This is a genomic window from Microcystis sp. M20BS1, assembly GCF_020245305.1.
In the GTDB taxonomy this organism is placed as follows: domain Bacteria; phylum Cyanobacteriota; class Cyanobacteriia; order Cyanobacteriales; family Microcystaceae; genus Microcystis; species Microcystis ichthyoblabe_A.
The window spans coordinates 1-17,036 of record NZ_JADBUZ010000176.1; the positions used below are offsets into that span (position 1 = coordinate 1).

A 17,036-nucleotide genomic window follows, 5' to 3' on the forward strand; every position below is an offset into this window, starting at 1 on the left:
ACCCTTATAGAAACAGACATTACCCCAACTTTTATCAATTGTTTTTTATCTAGAGCGAACTCATCAATTAAGTCTCTTGCCAGATAAGGATTTAGTCGATTTATGCCCCCCTATCGAACCATACCAAGTAACGAAGAAGCCGAAAAATTTAGGTAGCTTTGAAGAATATATAAAATGGCGATGTGAAAATGAAGTTAGATATCAAAAAGATTTTATATATGATAACAATGAGTTGCTTGTTGACTTTGTTGGGAGATATGAAAGCCTAGATAATGACTTCAACGAAATATGCTCTCGCATTGGAATCTCCGTCTCGTTACCAAAACTAAATGTATCAAATACAAAACCATATCAGAGTTACTATTCTGAGAAGAGTAAAGAACTTGTAAAGGAAGCATTTGAACCTGATATTAGGACATTTAATTATGAATTCTAAAAAAGTGCGATCGCCGATCTTGTAGGGTGCGTTTCCTAATCTGGCTCCCACTGCCCCACCGATCGATTTTGGGGAACGTACTCTGCCCATGGATTGAAGCTGTGAGTTTAAGTACGATGCCGCTCTGGTGGGACCAGTTGAGGAATGTTAGGGAAGATTCCCAATGTTTCGTTAAAATAGAGGGGCAAAAGTCGCCACAGGGTCGCTTCAATGACAGTTAGACAACCCCGCTACAGTAAAGAAGAATTTGCTCGACGTGGTAATGAGATTTATCAATCTCAGGTACGTCCCCAAGTCGAGGAGGGTAATCAGGGGAGAATTGTGGCAATTGACATTGAAACAGGGGCTTTTGAAGTAGCGGATGATTTGATAAGCGCAGCGAAGCAACTTTCTGCACGAGTGCCTGATACTCAGACATGGTTTGTTCGCATTGGGCATTCAGCCGTCGATCACTTTGGCGCAAGGAGCCTGAGAACAAAGCCATGATGCAAGGTCGTGTAAATCAAGGGTGTGAGGCGACGTTGGCGATCGCAGTCAGAAACCATGAAACAACGCAGATAGTAGATGCTGTAATTGATACAGGATTTTCGGGTTTTCTCACCTTGCCGTCTGAGATAATTGCTAGGTTAGGGTTTATTTGGGAGGGTCGAGATCTTGCGACGTTAGGCGATGGGACTTTCTGCACGTTTGAAGTTTACATCGGGCTTGTGATCTGGGACGGGCAATATCGTGAGATTTACATCAACGAATCAGAGACGGTTCCGTTGATTGGGATGCAGCTATTACGAGGATAAGATTTGCGAATTCAGGCAGTTGAGGGTGGTTTAGTTACGATCGAAGCGTTGAAGTAGAGTGCGATGCTGAAGGCACTGGGTAGCAGTACGCCATCGCTGCAGCAACGTGAAAGCTAGAATATATTAAGCCCTATACGCTAGATGTTGTCTATGACTGAACGACTTGAGCAGGCGATCGCCCAATTAAAAACCTTATCAACCGCTCAACTAAATCGGGAATTTTTTGGGTTAATACTGCTTGGAATTGAATTGTTCCTTCAATTTTAGCTGTGATAATTTTGACTTCCGTGATTTCTTTGTGTAGGTTAATAAATTGCTTGTTATTTTCTTCTCTCAGGGTTTCTAGTTGTTGGCGATTATCTTCCTTTAGCGTATCAATTTGCTCGCGGGTGTCTTCTCGCAAGGAACTTATTTGCTCACGGGTTTCTTCTCGCATTGTCGAGAGTAAGTCTTTCAATTATTGAATATCATTGCTGGTAACAGTAGTCATAGAATTAACTCCAAGAGAATCTATTTAACCGGCACTCTTTGATTTTATTATATTTCACCTACGCTAAAAAGATCAAATTCATCAAATTTAATTACCTCGGAGTCAGGATAACGGGTATCAAAACGATAACTGCTCACGGTTCCTTTTTCTGTATCTAAAATGCTAAAAACCGTCAGATCATTACTGGCAATATAGGGTAAAGGTTGATTAACCAAATCCACTAGAGGAGCAATATTCGGGATAATTGCTGGTAATCCATTGGGATTACCGATGGCCGCATAATTTCTATCGAGAGGTACAGGACGTTTTTTATCACCTAAATGAGCGCCATAACTATTACCAACGTTAGAAGATTCAAGAAAATTCATACCCTTAGGACTAAGAAAACGATTCCATAAATGAGAATGACCATAAAAAACCAAATTAACCTTGGCTGATTCTAATAAGGGAATGAGATCACGAATAATATAATCATTTTCTTGGGGATAATCATAACGTACTGATCTAACTTTTCCCGTGGCATCCCGTTCAATTGTCGGCACGGGATCGGTGTAAGGTGGCACGATATTTCCTCCTAGGGTATGGGGAGGATGATGAAACATAACTACTTTATATTTAGCCTCTTCAAATTCTCGACTATTTAACTCTTTTTCTAACCATTGATATTGAGGACTACCCTGAGCAATTGTCTCAAAAATATGCTGACCGTAACCCCAGCGACTGGGACTATCTAAATCTCTTTGATTTTCGTAATATCTTCCCCTTGCACTGGGTTCTAAATTGGGATTTCTCCAGATATTAGTAACATATAAAACCACTAAACGAATATCGCCAAAAGTGAGAGAATAATATTTATTTTGAGGCAAAGAAAAAATTTCTTCGTAGGTTTCTGTGTTAAAAGCATTATTTTTTAGCCAGTTTTCACTAATTGCTGCTGTATCCTCCGCTAGTTGTTTAGCAATAAACTGAGGAATAGCATCTTTAAACTGTTCATTTAAACCTGTGGAATTAGAAAATCTGCCCATAACTTCATGATTACCAATAGCAGGAAATAAGGGAGCATTTTGAATAATTTCTCCCCCTTTATAAATAGTCTGAATACCATTCTTTGTCAGAGGATAATTAGCACGACCTTGTAAACAGGGAAAGAATGCCCCACCGCGACTATCATCAAACCATTCGGAAGCTCGATCGGGTATATTAACTAAATCTCCTGCTAAAAAAACTGCATCCACCTGTCCAATAGTTTCAATAACTTTTTGTAAATTAGCGGCAGTCATAGGCATTAATTGATGATCGGAAGTGAGCAGAATTTTGAGATTAGTTCCTTTTTTTGGTCTTGGGGTAAGAGTATAAATATCACTTCTAATCGCTTTATTTTCCTGAAAACTGGTGACTTGATAGGGAATCCTTTCCCCCGAATTTAAATCAGTAATTTCGGCCTGATGTCGCCAGATTTCTCGATCGGTTAAAGATTGATAAGCTTCAAGGGTTCTCGATTGAGCATCTTCTCTAACTCTAGTTAATTTGCTAGTACGAGCGGGGGCCATTTTCTCTAGTTTTTCCCCGTAGCGCACCTGATGACCAGTGCCAAAAAATTCCGTAAACCAAATCACTTGTATTGATGTTTCGGTGGGTAATTGTAAAAAAGGTTCGGTTAAAAGTTGCTCCTTGTTCATTGTCGCTAAAAGATAACTGCTGTGCTGCATTTAAACAGTCTTAAGGAATAATTGAGATAGTCCACAACTTCACCGGTAATAACTAGCAGATTCCCTATTTTATCGGCTAATCTAAAACCTTAGACTCTAACTGCTGCTGTTGCCAGAGATTTTGATAGACTCCGGGGACTGCGATTAACTCCTCGTGGGTTCCTATCTGGACAATTTCTCCGAGGTCCATGACAAAAATGCGATCAGCAGTGGCAGCGGCCAATAATTGATGGGAGATAAAAATCACGGTTTTTTGGCTTTCTTGGCTGAGATTTTCCAAAATAGCCGTGGCCGTTTGATTATCGACGCTAGATAGGGCATCATCAAGGATTAAAATCGGTGCTTGGATGGCTAAAGCTCGCGCTAAAGAGACCCGTTGACGTTGACCCCCGGAAAGAGTAATCCCACGTTCTCCCACTAAAGTTCCGTATTTTTGCGGGAAATTCTCGATTTCCTCCTCAATTCTCGCTTGTTTGACCGCCGATTTCACTGCCGAAAAATTCAGCAGCGGATCGCCATAACGGATATTATCTTCGATGGTGGTACTAAATAAAAAACTTTCTTGGGGAACATAAGCGATCGCTTTTCGCAGATCTTCAAGAGCAATTTGAGTGACATCTTGATTATCAATAAATAACTGTCCTTCCGCAATATCCAAAAGACGGGGAATAGCGTTAGCAAGGGTAGATTTTCCCGACCTGATCGCACCGACTACCGCTACCATTTCCCCCGGATTAATGGTAAAAGAAAGAGATTTTAAGGCTGGTTCCTTAGCATCAGGATAGAAAAAAGTCAAGGCTTTGGCGGTAATTTTTCCTTGAATATTTTTTAGGTGAATACAATCGGCATTGTCTTTAATTTTAGCCTCAGCTAACAGGATAGTTTCTAGGCGATCAATACTCACTTCTCCCTGTTGGTAGGCCGTAATAGTGAAACCTAATAAAGCAGTGGGAAAAACTAATCTTTCCGCCAAAATTAACAGAGCAATAAAGTCCCCAATGGTGACATTATCCGATATAATTTGTCTAGTACCGAGGGCAAGCAACGCCAATAAACTCACATAGGATAAAGCTTCAATCAGGGGAAAAAGAAAATTACGAGTCTGGACTAAATCTAAATTAGCCTGTAATAATTTGCGATTTCTTTGTTTAAATGCTAGGCGCTCGTTACCTTCTTGGGCATAGATTTTAATCAGAGTAATACCACTCATATCCTCTTGAATTAAATCGCTCAGATGCGAGAGTTTTTCTTGTACTTTTTTCTGTTGCCGCTGCAGACGACCACTAAATAACTGCACAGCAATTAACATCAAAGGATAGACAGAAATGGCGGCGACTGAAAGGGGAATATGAATCGCTAACATTACGGGCAAAGTTAACCCATAGGCAAAAAAAGTATTAGCCAAACTGAGCAAAGCAAAACCCACCAGACGACGGATATTATCCACATCGCTAGTGGCACGGTTGATTAAATCTCCTGAAGTTTGCCGCGAAAAATAGGCAGGTTCAAGGGTTAATAAATGCTGAAAGATTTTTTGTTTAAGATCGAACTCTACCTGACGACCGATCCCGAATAATAGCACTCTGGATATCATGCGGATAAACCACATAATCGAGGCTAAAGCGACAATAAAAATCACATAGTAAATGATTTTTGGGAAGTCAAAGGATGTACTCAAATCATCGATGCTATCCCGGATTAAAAGCGGTATATAAACACCCAAAAGATTAACAACAAGCAAAGCAAATACCCCCCAAGTTACTATTTGCCAATGGGGACGTAGATAATTTGCTAGTTTTTTAATGCGAGAATAAGCCATATTCAGTTATCAGTTATCAGTGAGCAGTTATCAGTGAGCAGTTAGAACAGGGAACAGGTAAAAGTGGGAATAGCCCCCCAAGATTTTATTTTTTCTCCTTGTCCTGATTTGGTGGCGGTTTAACATTAGAACCACCCGTGGGCGGTTTACCAGGGGGTTTATCAATTTTAGCTTGATAGCCGTCGTTTTTCTGAACCCGTCGTTCTTGTTTTTCGGACATTTAAGTTACCTCTGTTTGATGCTGCCAAAATTCAATCAGCTAAGACGTATTTAAACCGCTTATTCTTAGATTAGCCGAATCTCCCTCAATCCCTTTACTGTTGCCAGAGTGCAAGAGTGCCTCATCTCAACAAGCAATTTAAATACGCGGGCAGCTTATTACATTTTGGGCGCACGCAGTTCGATAAACTCACTGACCACGATGGGCCTCTACCATTGGCGCAATAATATTATTGTAGGGGCGAATTGCCTTCACCCTCTTTTAATAACTTCTGCTGCTCACCATAACTGGGAGAGATTCACAAATGTGAGATACACCCAACCAGTAATCATTGAACCGCAAACTCAAATCCGATAACTGAGTCAAGATAGCTAAAAATCCCCATCGCCCTACCATGCGTTTCAGACAAATTTTTATGCTTTTATTACATGACTGGCAATATTTTGTAACAATCTATACGAATTTTCCTGTTGAAGACTGTAAATTTAAGTTAATTGCTTCGGTGATAACCCTGAAATAAACTGATCTTTCTAGCCCAGATGACCAAAAACCGCCCCTATCTATCTATCGACTCCTCAAAACTGTTATGCTTCTAGAAAAAATCTCTTAGACAAAAACTACTGCTAAATCTCCCCAGATGGAGAAGCAAAAGCGATCGAGAGATAAAAATAGTCAAAGCCTCCTTACTGAATCAACAGTTACTTTCAAGAAATTTTCTCGGTTATCACCGCAGTCAGTTAGGGGAAATAATGAGAATTTTTCACCGTTTCATCACCTTTGTTTAGTTTCTAATCACGATTTTTTAGTCCATGAGTAAACTTTCTAGACGTAGATTTATCTTCACTGCCGGGGCAACTGCCGTAGGAACAGCAATTCTCCACGGTTGCGCCACTCCCAATAATACCGCGACCAGTCCCTCCCCAGCCGGCAGTCCTGCCGCTTCCCCCGCTGCCGGTGGAGAAACTCCCGAAGTCACCACCGCTAAACTAGGTTTTATTGCCCTCACCGACGCTGCCCCCTTAATTATCGCCAAGGAAAAAGGTTTATTCGCTAAACACGGGATGCCCGATGTGCAAGTGATGAAACAAGCCTCTTGGGCTGCAACCCGGGATAACCTCGAATTAGGTTCGGCGGGTAACGGTATCGATGGGGCGCATATTTTATCCCCCATGCCCTACCTAATGACCTTGGGCAAAATCACCAAACAGCCAGTACCGATGTATATTCTGGCGCGTTTGAATACCAACGGTCAAGCGATTTCTGTGGCTAACGAATACATGGATCTAAAGGTTGCCCTCGATAGCGGTGTACTGAAAGAATCCTTCGCTAAAGCTAAATCTGCCGGCAAAGAAGTTAAAGCCGCCGTCACTTTCCCCGGTGGTACTCACGATCTCTGGATGCGCTATTGGTTAGCCGCCGGCGGCATCGATCCGAATAAAGATCTATCCCTAATTGTTGTTCCTCCGGCACAAATGGTGGCTAACATGAAAGTCGGCACGATGCAAGCTTTCTGTGTGGGGGAACCTTGGAACGCCCAATTAGTTAACAAAAAACTCGGTTATTCGGCCCTGATTACTGGGGAACTGTGGAAGGATCACCCTGAAAAAGCCTTCGCTTTACGCGCCGATTGGGTGGATAAAAATCCCAAAGCGGCAAAAGCTTTAACTATGGCTGTTCTAGAAGCGCAGCAATGGTGCAACGATCCCGCTAATGTTAAGGAAATGTGCGAGATTATTTCAGGACGGGAATGGCTGAAAATTGACCCCGCCGATATCTTGGGAAGAATGCAAGGTAATATCGATTTCGGTGATGGTCGCAAAATCGAAAATAGCCCCGTAGCCATGAAATTCTGGGCTGATAACGCTTCCTATCCCTACAAGAGTCATGATACTTGGTTTGTGACTGAAGACATCCGTTGGGGCTATATTCCCGCCGATACAGACATCAAAGCTTTAGTTGATAAAGTTAACCGGGAAGATATCTGGAGAGAAGCCGCCACAGCCCTCAATGTTCCGGCCGATCAAATTCCCACCTCTACCTCCCGCGGTGTGGAAACTTTCTTTGATGGCGTTACTTTTGACCCCGAAAATCCCACCGCTTACCTGAAATCTCTCAAGATTAAAAAGGTTTAAATCAGTGAGCAGTGATCAGTAACCAGTCAACAGTTAAAGATGATTTGCTCATAACTGGTAATTAATAACTGATAACTGATCACTGATGCTGATCACTGATAACTGAACCACTGATAACTGATAACTGATAACTGATAACTGATTATGGCTGTTTCTATTTCTCGTCGTTCTCAAGGTCCGAAATGGGTAAAAGACCTCAAAAAAAAATTACCCAAACTAGCAACTTCGGCGATTGCTTTATTAATTTTCCTTCTCATCTGGCAAATACTCTGTTTTAGTCCCGATGCTCCCCTCCCTAGTCCCACTAAAGTGGTTAGCGATACCTGGGAATTAATTATTAATCCCTTTTTTAATAATGGTGGCACGGATGTGGGGTTATTCTGGCAAATTTTCGCCAGTTTACAACGGGTGGCCGTCGGTTTTACCCTTGCCGCTATTGTTGGCATCGCTGCGGGTATTTTAATCGGTAGCAGCGCCCTAATTTATGATGCGATCGATCCGATTTTCCAAATCCTGCGTACCGTTCCCCCCCTAGCTTGGCTACCCATCTCCCTAGCGGCTTTTCGCAATAACGAACCTAGTGCCATATTTGTAATTTTTATTACAGCAATTTGGCCAATTATTATTAACACAGCCGTGGGAGTACAGCAGGTTCCCCAAGACTATAAAAACGTCTCTAGAGTGCTAAAATTATCCAAAGTTGAATATTTTTTCAATATTCTTTTTCCCGCCACCGTTCCCTACGTTTTCACGGGATTAAGAATCGGTATCGGTTTATCTTGGTTGGCGATTGTAGCGGCAGAAATGCTGATCGGTGGCGTGGGAATTGGCTTCTTTATCTGGGATGCTTGGAATAGTTCCATGATCAGTGAAATTATCCTCGCCCTGATTTATGTGGGTATTGTTGGTTTCCTACTCGATCGCCTCATGGCCTACATCGCTAAATTAGTTGTACCCGAAGAAAATAAATAGGGTTTGCGGCAAAAAGTTTTTCGGTGGGGGCAGGGTGTGGGGAGCTTTTTAAGTAAACAGTAAACAGTAAACTAAAAACTCACATCTGATAACTGACAACTGATAACTGACAACTGATAACTGATAACTGATAACTGATAACTGAAAATGTCTGCATTTATTGAAGTCGATCACATTGATAAGGTTTTCCCTCTCCCCGATGGCCGTCAATATATCGCCCTAAAAAATATCGATCTCAGCGTTACTCAAGGGGAATTTATCTCTTTAATCGGTCATTCCGGTTGCGGGAAATCCACCCTCTTAAATATGGTCGCTGGACTTGATCGCCCGACAGTGGGAGGGGTGATTTTAGAGGGAAGAGAAATTAAAGGTCCCGGTCCCGATCGCATGGTGGTCTTCCAGAATTATTCTCTGCTGCCCTGGTTAACCGTCCGGGAAAATATCGCCCTAGGAGTTAACCGCGTGCTGCGTCATCTACCGGCTGCTGAACGCAAAAGTGTCATCGAACATAGTATCGATATGGTACACCTGCGCCATGCCGCCAACAAACGACCGGGAGAATTATCGGGAGGCATGAAACAACGGGTAGCGATCGCCCGCGCTTTAGCCCTACGGCCAAAAGTCCTGCTACTTGATGAACCCTTTGGGGCGCTGGATGCGTTAACCAGAGGCAATTTACAGGAACGTTTGATGGAAATCGTCGAGGAAAGCCACGTTACCTGTATCATGGTCACGCACGATGTGGATGAAGCCCTATTACTATCCGATCGAGTGGTGATGTTAACCACCGGTCCAGAGGCCCATATCGGTCAGATTCTCGATGTTCCCATTCCCCGGCCCCGGCATCGTTTGGAAGTAGTTAATCACCCTAGTTACTACGCCCTCCGTAACGAGATCGTTTATTTCCTCAACCAACAGAAGCGATCGAAGAAAGTCGGTCAACCCACCGAACCAGTAACAGTGATCGGCCAAGCTACCAGATTGAAAACCAATCCCACCATCGGTTTTATCCCCCTCACCGATTGCGCTCCGATTATTATCGCCAAAGAGAAAGGTTTCTTCGCCGAGGAAGGATTAGAGGATGTTGTCCTGCAACGGGAACCCAACTGGAAAGCACTCGCCCAAGGAGTGGCCACCGGTCGTCTCGATGCGGCCCAGATGGTGGCGGGAATGCCCCTGAGCATGACCATTGGGGCTGGAAATAAGCCCTCTGTCCCCGTGATTAGTGCTTTGGTACTCAGTCGCAACGGTAACGCCATCACCCTCAGCAATAAATACAGGGAATTGGGGGTAGAAAAACTCGAGGACTTAAAGGAGGCCCTCCAGCAAAGTCCCGATAAAATCGCCACTTTCGGCATGGTTCACCCCGCTTCCATGCACAATCTACTGTTACGCTACTGGTTAGCTAGTGGCGGCATCGATCCCGATAGTGATGTCAATTTAGCCGTAATTCCGCCGCCTCAAATGGTTTCCCTACTAAAAGCGGGTAAGATCGACGGTTATTGTGTGGGGGAACCCTGGAACTCCTACGCCGTTCACGAAAAATTAGGCTACGTTATCGCCACCGATCTCGATATTTGGCCCGGACACCAGGAAAAAGTCCTCGGAGTCAAGGAAACTTGGGCAGCGAAACATCCCGAAACCCATATCGCCATGGTGAAAGCTTTAATTAAAGCCTGTGAATACTGCGATGATCAGCGTAATCGAGAACATATCGTTAATATTCTCAGTCAGCCCCAGTATGTGGGTGTGGATAGGGCAATTATCCGCCCCGGTTTCCTCGATGGTTACGATCGCGGTTTAGGAACTGCCCCCGAACCCCTATTCCGATTTAATCAGTTTTACGTCGATCAAGCTAACTGTCCAGGCCGCAGTGAGGCCCTATGGACCCTAACTCAGCTTGCTCGTTGGGGTTACGCACCGTTCCCCCGCAACTGGGTGGAAGTGATTGAACGCGTCCGTCGTCCTGATCTGTTTGGTGAAGCTTGCCGGTCCCTGGGCCTTCCCGATTTGGAACCCGATCGCCACAGTTTTGCCCTCTTTGATCATCTTATTTTCAGTCCCGACGATCCGATCGGCTATCTGGAACGTTTCTCGATCCGTCGCGATTATCGCGTCTCAGAAGTTCTCCTCGATGATCCCGTCGCTAATTAAGGTTGGCTGAATAAATCTAAAAACCTTGTTGGGTAAAACTTTTAGACTTTTTGGCAATCAGAAAGTACCATATCTGGGAGTGATCGGGGGGAAAATTCCGGGACTTTTTCCCTGAAAATTAGGTAATTGACCAGATGAAAATCGCTAAAACCCTACACCCCACACCCCACACCCCACACCCCACGAAAAACTTTTTCAGCAGACCCGAATTAATAGTTGTGGTGGGCTTTGCCCACCTTAAAATAAATCTAGGACGAATATGCAAACTTTTACCGATAAGACCGTGAATTCCAGCACCACCACCCAGCCTTTTTTATTAGTTAGTAATGTTGCCAAAGAATACCCCTCTCCCGAAGGGGTTTACACCGTTTTAGACGGTGTGGAGCTGCAAGTCAATGAGGGGGAATTTGTCTGCATTATCGGTCACTCCGGCTGCGGTAAATCGACTCTTTTGAATATGGTGGCGGGGTTTTCTTCTCCTAGTCGTGGGCAAGTGCTGCTACAGGATAAAGAGGTTAAGGAACCAGGACCGGACCGGATGATGGTATTCCAAAATTATTCGCTTTTGCCTTGGAAAACTGCCTTTGAGAACGTTTATATCGGGGTTAGTTCGGTTTATCCCCAAAAATCTCACGCTGAGAAGGTGAGGATCGTGGAAGAAAATCTATCCCTAGTGGGATTGACAGAAGCAGCCCAGAAAAAACCCCCCCAATTATCGGGAGGCATGAAACAACGGGTTGCGATCGCCCGCGCCCTGGCCATTCGTCCCCAAGTCCTCATCCTCGATGAACCTTTTGGGGCCCTAGATGCGATTACTAAAGAGGAATTACAGGAAGAATTGCTGAAAATCTGGCAAGAACACCAGTTAACCGTGTTGATGATTACCCACGATATCGATGAGGCTTTGTTCTTGTGCGATCGCTTGGTGATGATGACCAACGGCCCGAGCGCTAAAATTGGGGAGGTGTTAAAGATGCCTTTTGCTCGTCCCCGGGTTCGTTCCCAAATTACCGAGGATCCCCGTTACTACGAACTCCGCAATGAAGCTCTCGATTTCCTCTACAATCGTTTTGCCCATTCGGAGGATCCCAACGAGGATGCCCCCGAACAACCCCGCACAGAAAATCTCGTGGGTAAAATTGTTACTACTATTGGTGGCATAGCTTTACTCGCTTTTGTCGGTTTTAGTCTAATACAAATGTTCACCAGCAAGACTGCCAATACTACCAATCCGGCTACCATCGAGGCCCCCAGATAGGTAACAGTTATCAGTTATCAGTTATCAGTTATCAGATTTGAGTTTTAAGTGACAGTATTAAATATAAGTTTCTTACTATCTTTTCACTGATTACTGTTTACTGATTACTGACCAAGAATAAACCAGAAAGAGACAAAGAACAAAAAGCTGAAACCCGATCAGTTTAACTTATATAGTAGTGATCGATCTTTGTGTCCTTTGTGTCTGGAGTGGTTCGTTCCACTCACTTGCCCGCAAGACTATATCTTAGAATAGATTTTAATCTCTGGAGAGTTTATCAGTGATTAAGATGTTCAAAGACCGATTTATCACCGATATCGTTGGGGAGAGGTTGGCTTAATTTTCTCAGAGCAAAGATAACAAATAAAGTCGCCCAGAGAATTAATAGCCCCTTTTCCCAATTTAAGGGCAATATCCCCAAAAGATGACCGAGTAAAAGGGTGGGAACTAGAGGGGTTAAAAACTTGGTTTCTAGACGATTAAAACAAAAAGCTTCTTTGAAATAAATCCCCGTGAGACTAGCAAAAATAAAGCCGACACCCAATAAACTCACCGGATGGTTATAGACAAATTCTAGGGGAGAAAGGTGAGAATAGAGGCTGAAAATTAGGGAAGTAATCGCCCCGATTAGCCAAAAAAATTGCAGGAGACGATGGAGGGGAATTAAATATATATGGATAGTCAATAAACTGATGCCTAACCCCAGACAAAAACCCATGTATAAAAGGTTAGTCAGGGGCAGTAATTGCGGTCGGGTGAGAACTATAATTGTAGCGACAGCGAAACTAAAAGCCGCTAAATTTAAACCCAGACGGTAGAGACGCACCCCTAGGCGATCACTATCCGTAATCGTAAACTCTCCGAATTGACCTTGATAAACTCGATCGACAGCAGGGGAAGTCATAATGCTCTAAAGAAAAAGGGAAGCTTAGAAAAGATCGACTACAAATTATCTTAAGCTTAAATTATGCCAGTAGCCTCACTTCTCCCTCCTCTCGGCTGACTAATTGCGAGTTAGGATCAAGGTTACATTTCCTTTAGATTTTTAAGCCATGTCGTTGAACCAAGAATCCCTCGCTTTTAGCCATGGGAGGGTCAAGAACTCAACTAGCGAAATTTTGATCGTGGGCGGTGGTATCATCGGATTAGCGATCGCCGTCGATTTGCAATTGCGCGGGGCAAAAGTTACCCTCCTAGTTCGAGATATAGCTCAGGCCGCTAGTCGTGCGGCTGCGGGAATGTTGGCCCCCCATGCAGAAGGCATTCCCCCGGGCCCGTTTCTCGATCTTTGTCTGCGATCACGATGGCTATATCCAGAGTGGAGCCGCAAAATCGAGGATTTAACGGGAATAAACAGCGGCTACTATCCCTGTGGTATTCTTGCTCCCATTTACGAGCTAGAGCAGCCCGTTACTACCGAGGAAGTTAATAAAATTTGGTTAGACAGCAATGCAGTTCACCTCTACCAACCCGGCCTAGGTAAAGATGTGGTCGGTGGTTGGTGGTATCCCGACGATGGACAAGTGGATAACCGGCAGCTAGTGACTGCCCTGCAACAAGCGGCCGAAAATTTAGGGGTAGAAATTCGCCAAGGGGTAGAAGTCCACGCATTACAGCAAAAGCAGGGAAAAGTCAAGAGTATTTATACCTCAATTGGGGAATTAGAAGCAAAAATTTACATTTTAGCGGCGGGATCCTGGACGAGTCAACTTTTACCCCTCCCTATCCATCCCGTCAAAGGTCAAATGGCCGCAGTAAAAATGCCCCCTAACCAGACCTTAGCTAGGGTTTTATTCGGTCCGCAAACCTATCTAGTTCCCCGTCGCAATGGTCGTTTAATTATCGGGGCCACTTCCGAAAAAGTCGCCTGGCAAACTGGCAATACACCCCAAGGACTACAAACCCTTTTTGAGCGGGCCACCCGTCTCTATCCCCCTTTAGCTGACTGGGAAATCGAGGAAATGTGGTGGGGATTCCGTCCGGGTACAGCGGATGAATTACCCATTTTAGGCCGCAGTAGCTGTGATAACCTGATTTTAGCCACCGGTCACTATCGCAATGGCATTTTACTAGCTCCTGTCACTGCTTCCTTAATCGCTGACCTGGTGATTAATGACAAAGTTAATCCCATTTTGACCCATTTTAGCTGCGATCGCTTTAATCAACCATCACCCGTTACTATTCCACCTATGTCCTTAACTATTATTGAGAATAAACCCCAAGCGCTTTTATCGCCCCAAAATGATCGCCTCACTATTGCTGGGAAAACCTTTCACTCCCGCTTGATGACTGGGACTGGCAAATATGCCAATCTGACAACTATGCAGGAAAGTATTAGTGCCAGTGAATGTCAGATCGTCACCGTTGCCGTTAGACGAGTACAAACGAACGCACCCGGTCATGAGGGATTAGCAGAGGCGATCGATTGGTCTAAAATTTGGATGTTACCCAACACTGCCGGTTGTCAAACGGCCGAAGAAGCGATTCGGGTGGCCCGTTTAGGGCGAGAAATGGCCAAATTATTGGGACAGGAAGACAATAACTTTATTAAACTCGAAGTTATTCCCGATCCTAAATATTTATTACCCGATCCGATCGGAACTTTGCAAGCGGCCGAACAATTAGTTAAAGAAGGTTTTGCCGTACTGCCCTATATTAACGCCGATCCTCTCTTGGCCAAACGTTTAGAGGAAGCTGGCTGCGCCACGGTTATGCCCCTAGGATCGCCGATTGGATCGGGACAGGGGCTGAAAAATGAGGCAAATATCGCGATTATCATCGAATCGTCCCAAATTCCCGTGGTGGTAGATGCCGGGATCGGTACACCCTCAGAAGCGGCCCGGGCCATGGAAATGGGGGCCGATGCTTTATTAATTAACAGTGCGATCGCTATGGCGGCCAATCCAGCTATGATGGCCCAAGCCATGGCAATGGCGGCAAAAGCGGGACGTTTAGCCTATTTAGCGGGAAGAATGCCGATTAAGTCCTATGCTAGTCCTAGTTCCCCCCTGACGGGAACGATCGCCTAACCCAGAAATCTATTGAAACCCGTTAAAATAGGGGAGATTTGGCCATCTCTCCCCACACCACACCTCGATAGATCGTACAATTAACGCACTTCAAACAAACGATTGTCCGGTAAATTACTAATCGATCGCTGGAGACTATTCAAGGATTTATTGTAATCGACGATCGCCTGTAGATAACGGCTTCTGGCATCGGTTAAATCCCGTTGGGAGTTGATAACGTCCGTTTGGGTTCCCACACCCGCCTGAAAGCGTAAACGGGCTAATCGCAGACTTTCCGTGGCGGATTCAATGCTTTTTTGCGAAGTTTTGATGTTTTCTTGGTTAGAAATCAAACTATAGTAGGATTCCTCCACCTGAAGGCGAATTTCATTGCGACGGAGGGAGAATTCCGTATCGGCGCGATCGATATTTCTTTCCGCTTGACGAGCGCGAGCAAAAGCACGACCACCATCAAAGAAAGTCCAACGAATCCGGCCGCCGACGCTAAAACCATCGCCAAAACCAGCTTCATCACTGAGATCGTTAAGGACATTATACTCGCCCAGAAGGTCCACTTGGGGAATCACCGCCGAAATAGCGATCGAGCGGTCTTCTGCGCTAATTTCCCTCTGTAAGAGTTGTTGTTCTAATTCCGCGCGATTTTTATAGGCCAAAACGATACTATCATTAAGACTTAAGCCCCAAGTTCCCGCCTCGCGAATCTCATCGGCAGCGGTTAACTCGATCTGCTGACCGACACTCAATATCTGTGCCAGTCGTCGTCTAGCGATGCGTTGGGTAGAAATCGCCCGGGTTAAGTCTTGGTTAGCGTTAGCGAGGTCAACTTCCGCCTGTAGGACAGCAAATCGGGTTCCTAGTCCCGCTTGCTCCAATAATTGAGCATCGCGTAAACTTTGACTAGCATCTTCGATCGCAGCTTGGGCGATCGCAACTTGGGCATCACCCCTCTGTAATTCATAATAGGCATCGGTGGCATCAAAACGAGTTTGTTCCGAGACTCGTTCCACCTCTAATTCCTGTTGCCGGATGACTTTTTCGGCCCTTTTGATCTGGGCTGTCCGTTCACCCCCTGTATAAACCCCATAGACAATCCGAACACTACCCTGAAAGTTGGTACTATCTTCGGGTGTAGTGGCTGGGATGCCCTGTTGACGAGCCAACTCATTCTGTCTTTGGGCAACTGCCGATTGATCTTGAGTGAGACTGGTTTCCGCTTGGGCCGTGGGTAATAAGGCCGCCTGTTGTTCCTTTAATTGGGCGCGAGCGATTTCCAAATTAATCCGCGATGTCTGTAAGGTCTGATTATTTTTTAAAGCTAATTCGATCGCTTGATTTAAGGTGATCGGTTGTACTACCCTAATATTCACCTCATCCGGTTTGGTGGGAAAAATCAGGGGATTGCCACTAGGATTAAGATAATTAGGGGCCTTGGGATCCGCTTCCGTGGTTGCCGGTGCCGCCGAGGGACCAGGTAATTGAGACACTGGATTGGCAGTAGGTCGGGGTTTCTTCAATAAATTGGCAGCGGACTGAGTTTGTGCCTTAACCGAGGATTCAGCCAAGAAAATCAACCCAAGCACCGCACTCACGGTAATACCATAACGCAAGAGCAACATGAGTATCTCGAAAGTAAACAGTAAACGATAATAAGTAAACAAGCTCACACCACTATGTTGGCCGATTACTAATTACTAATCAATAATCCTACTCCATCCCGACGCGGATCGCCCGTAGCAGTTAACTCCCTTCGATCATTCACTGCCACACCATGCACACCCCCAAAAAACATATTTTGTTCTTGCCACCGGGATACTTGAGTATTTGCGGGTAAAACCAGATTTTCGAGCAGATTTTCCCGATCTTCCAAAGGTTCAACTCCTAACTATACTTTGCACGGTTATAACTTGCATTTTTTACTCAAAGACAATAATATAGTTCAAGAGTCATAATTAGAAGCAAAGCACTCATTAAAAACATGATTAACCTAGAATTCACGGAAGAAGAAAAGAACTCACTGTATTAT

14 protein-coding genes and 1 pseudogene are annotated in these 17,036 nt (G+C 44.5%); 8 read left to right on the forward strand and 7 right to left on the reverse strand.

Annotated features, from left to right (window positions below):
• Nucleotides 1–76 precede the first annotated feature (76 nt).
• The 3 genes from IM507_RS17160 (at nt 77) to IM507_RS17170 (ending at nt 1,230) form a co-directional block, all read left to right on the forward strand.
• Entirely contained in the window at nt 77–436 is a 360-nt protein-coding gene (locus IM507_RS17160) for a hypothetical protein (RefSeq protein WP_287637393.1), read from the forward strand.
• A 210-nt stretch (nt 437–646) separates the two neighbouring features.
• Nucleotides 647–922 (forward strand): hypothetical protein, encoded by a 276-nt coding sequence (locus tag IM507_RS17165; protein WP_002755638.1) that lies wholly within the window; start codon nt 647–649, stop codon nt 920–922.
• Nucleotides 919–1,230 carry an aspartyl protease gene (locus IM507_RS17170; RefSeq protein WP_016514852.1) on the forward strand — a complete coding sequence of 104 codons (312 nt, stop codon included), beginning with the start codon at nt 919–921 and terminating at the stop codon, nt 1,228–1,230. Before IM507_RS17165 ends, IM507_RS17170 begins: the two co-directional genes overlap by 4 nt.
• 148 nt (nt 1,231–1,378) lie before the next feature.
• On the opposite strand, the gene IM507_RS17175 is transcribed toward IM507_RS17170, so the two are convergent.
• The 4 genes from IM507_RS17175 to IM507_RS17190 form a co-directional block, all read right to left on the reverse strand.
• The gene (locus IM507_RS17175) at nt 1,379–1,666 is read right to left on the reverse strand and encodes a flagellar assembly protein FliH (RefSeq protein ID WP_069474573.1); all 288 of its coding nucleotides are present in this window, start codon (nt 1,664–1,666) and stop codon (nt 1,379–1,381) included.
• Between the two features lie 101 nt (nt 1,667–1,767).
• A complete protein-coding gene (locus IM507_RS17180) occupies nt 1,768–3,429 on the reverse strand; it encodes a purple acid phosphatase family protein (protein WP_042790662.1) in 1,662 nt (553 codons plus the stop codon).
• Between the two features lie 76 nt (nt 3,430–3,505).
• Nucleotides 3,506–5,248 (reverse strand): ABC transporter ATP-binding protein, encoded by a 1,743-nt coding sequence (locus IM507_RS17185; RefSeq protein ID WP_123230989.1) that lies wholly within the window; start codon nt 5,246–5,248, stop codon nt 3,506–3,508.
• Nucleotides 5,249–5,333: 85 nt separating this feature from the next.
• A complete protein-coding gene (locus tag IM507_RS17190) occupies nt 5,334–5,468 on the reverse strand; it encodes a hypothetical protein (protein WP_259679076.1) in 135 nt (44 codons plus the stop codon).
• Between the two features lie 809 nt (nt 5,469–6,277).
• Between IM507_RS17190 and IM507_RS17195 the strand changes: the two genes are divergently transcribed.
• The 4 genes from IM507_RS17195 (at nt 6,278) to IM507_RS17210 (ending at nt 11,984) form a co-directional block, all read left to right on the forward strand.
• Nucleotides 6,278–7,600 (forward strand): CmpA/NrtA family ABC transporter substrate-binding protein, encoded by a 1,323-nt coding sequence (locus IM507_RS17195; protein ID WP_002755627.1) that lies wholly within the window; start codon nt 6,278–6,280, stop codon nt 7,598–7,600.
• 144 nt (nt 7,601–7,744) lie between these two features.
• Nucleotides 7,745–8,572 carry a nitrate ABC transporter permease gene (ntrB, locus tag IM507_RS17200; protein WP_002735144.1) on the forward strand — a complete coding sequence of 276 codons (828 nt, stop codon included), beginning with the start codon at nt 7,745–7,747 and terminating at the stop codon, nt 8,570–8,572.
• Nucleotides 8,573–8,719: 147 nt separating this feature from the next.
• Nucleotides 8,720–10,726 carry an ABC transporter ATP-binding/substrate-binding protein gene (locus tag IM507_RS17205; RefSeq protein ID WP_287637394.1) on the forward strand — a complete coding sequence of 669 codons (2,007 nt, stop codon included), beginning with the start codon at nt 8,720–8,722 and terminating at the stop codon, nt 10,724–10,726.
• Nucleotides 10,727–10,985: 259 nt separating this feature from the next.
• Entirely contained in the window at nt 10,986–11,984 is a 999-nt protein-coding gene (locus tag IM507_RS17210) for an ABC transporter ATP-binding protein (protein ID WP_287637395.1), read from the forward strand.
• A gap of 277 nt (nt 11,985–12,261) precedes the next feature.
• Here IM507_RS17210 and IM507_RS17215 read toward each other — a convergent pair whose 3' ends face one another.
• Nucleotides 12,262–12,888, reverse strand: coding sequence for a DUF2301 domain-containing membrane protein (locus IM507_RS17215; protein WP_002737508.1), 627 nt, complete (start codon nt 12,886–12,888; stop codon nt 12,262–12,264).
• 148 nt (nt 12,889–13,036) lie between these two features.
• Here IM507_RS17215 and thiO point away from each other — a divergent pair, with 148 nt between their 5' ends.
• Entirely contained in the window at nt 13,037–15,013 is a 1,977-nt protein-coding gene (gene thiO, locus IM507_RS17220) for a glycine oxidase ThiO (RefSeq protein WP_287637396.1), read from the forward strand.
• Between the two features lie 80 nt (nt 15,014–15,093).
• On the opposite strand, the gene IM507_RS17225 is transcribed toward thiO, so the two are convergent.
• Together IM507_RS17225 and IM507_RS17230 are read right to left on the reverse strand one after the other, a co-directional pair.
• Nucleotides 15,094–16,629 (reverse strand): TolC family protein, encoded by a 1,536-nt coding sequence (locus IM507_RS17225; RefSeq protein ID WP_123230991.1) that lies wholly within the window; start codon nt 16,627–16,629, stop codon nt 15,094–15,096.
• A 68-nt stretch (nt 16,630–16,697) separates the two neighbouring features.
• Nucleotides 16,698–16,895 (reverse strand): annotated as a pseudogene (locus IM507_RS17230) (gamma-glutamyltransferase); the annotation flags it as partial.
• Nucleotides 16,896–17,036 lie beyond the last annotated feature (141 nt).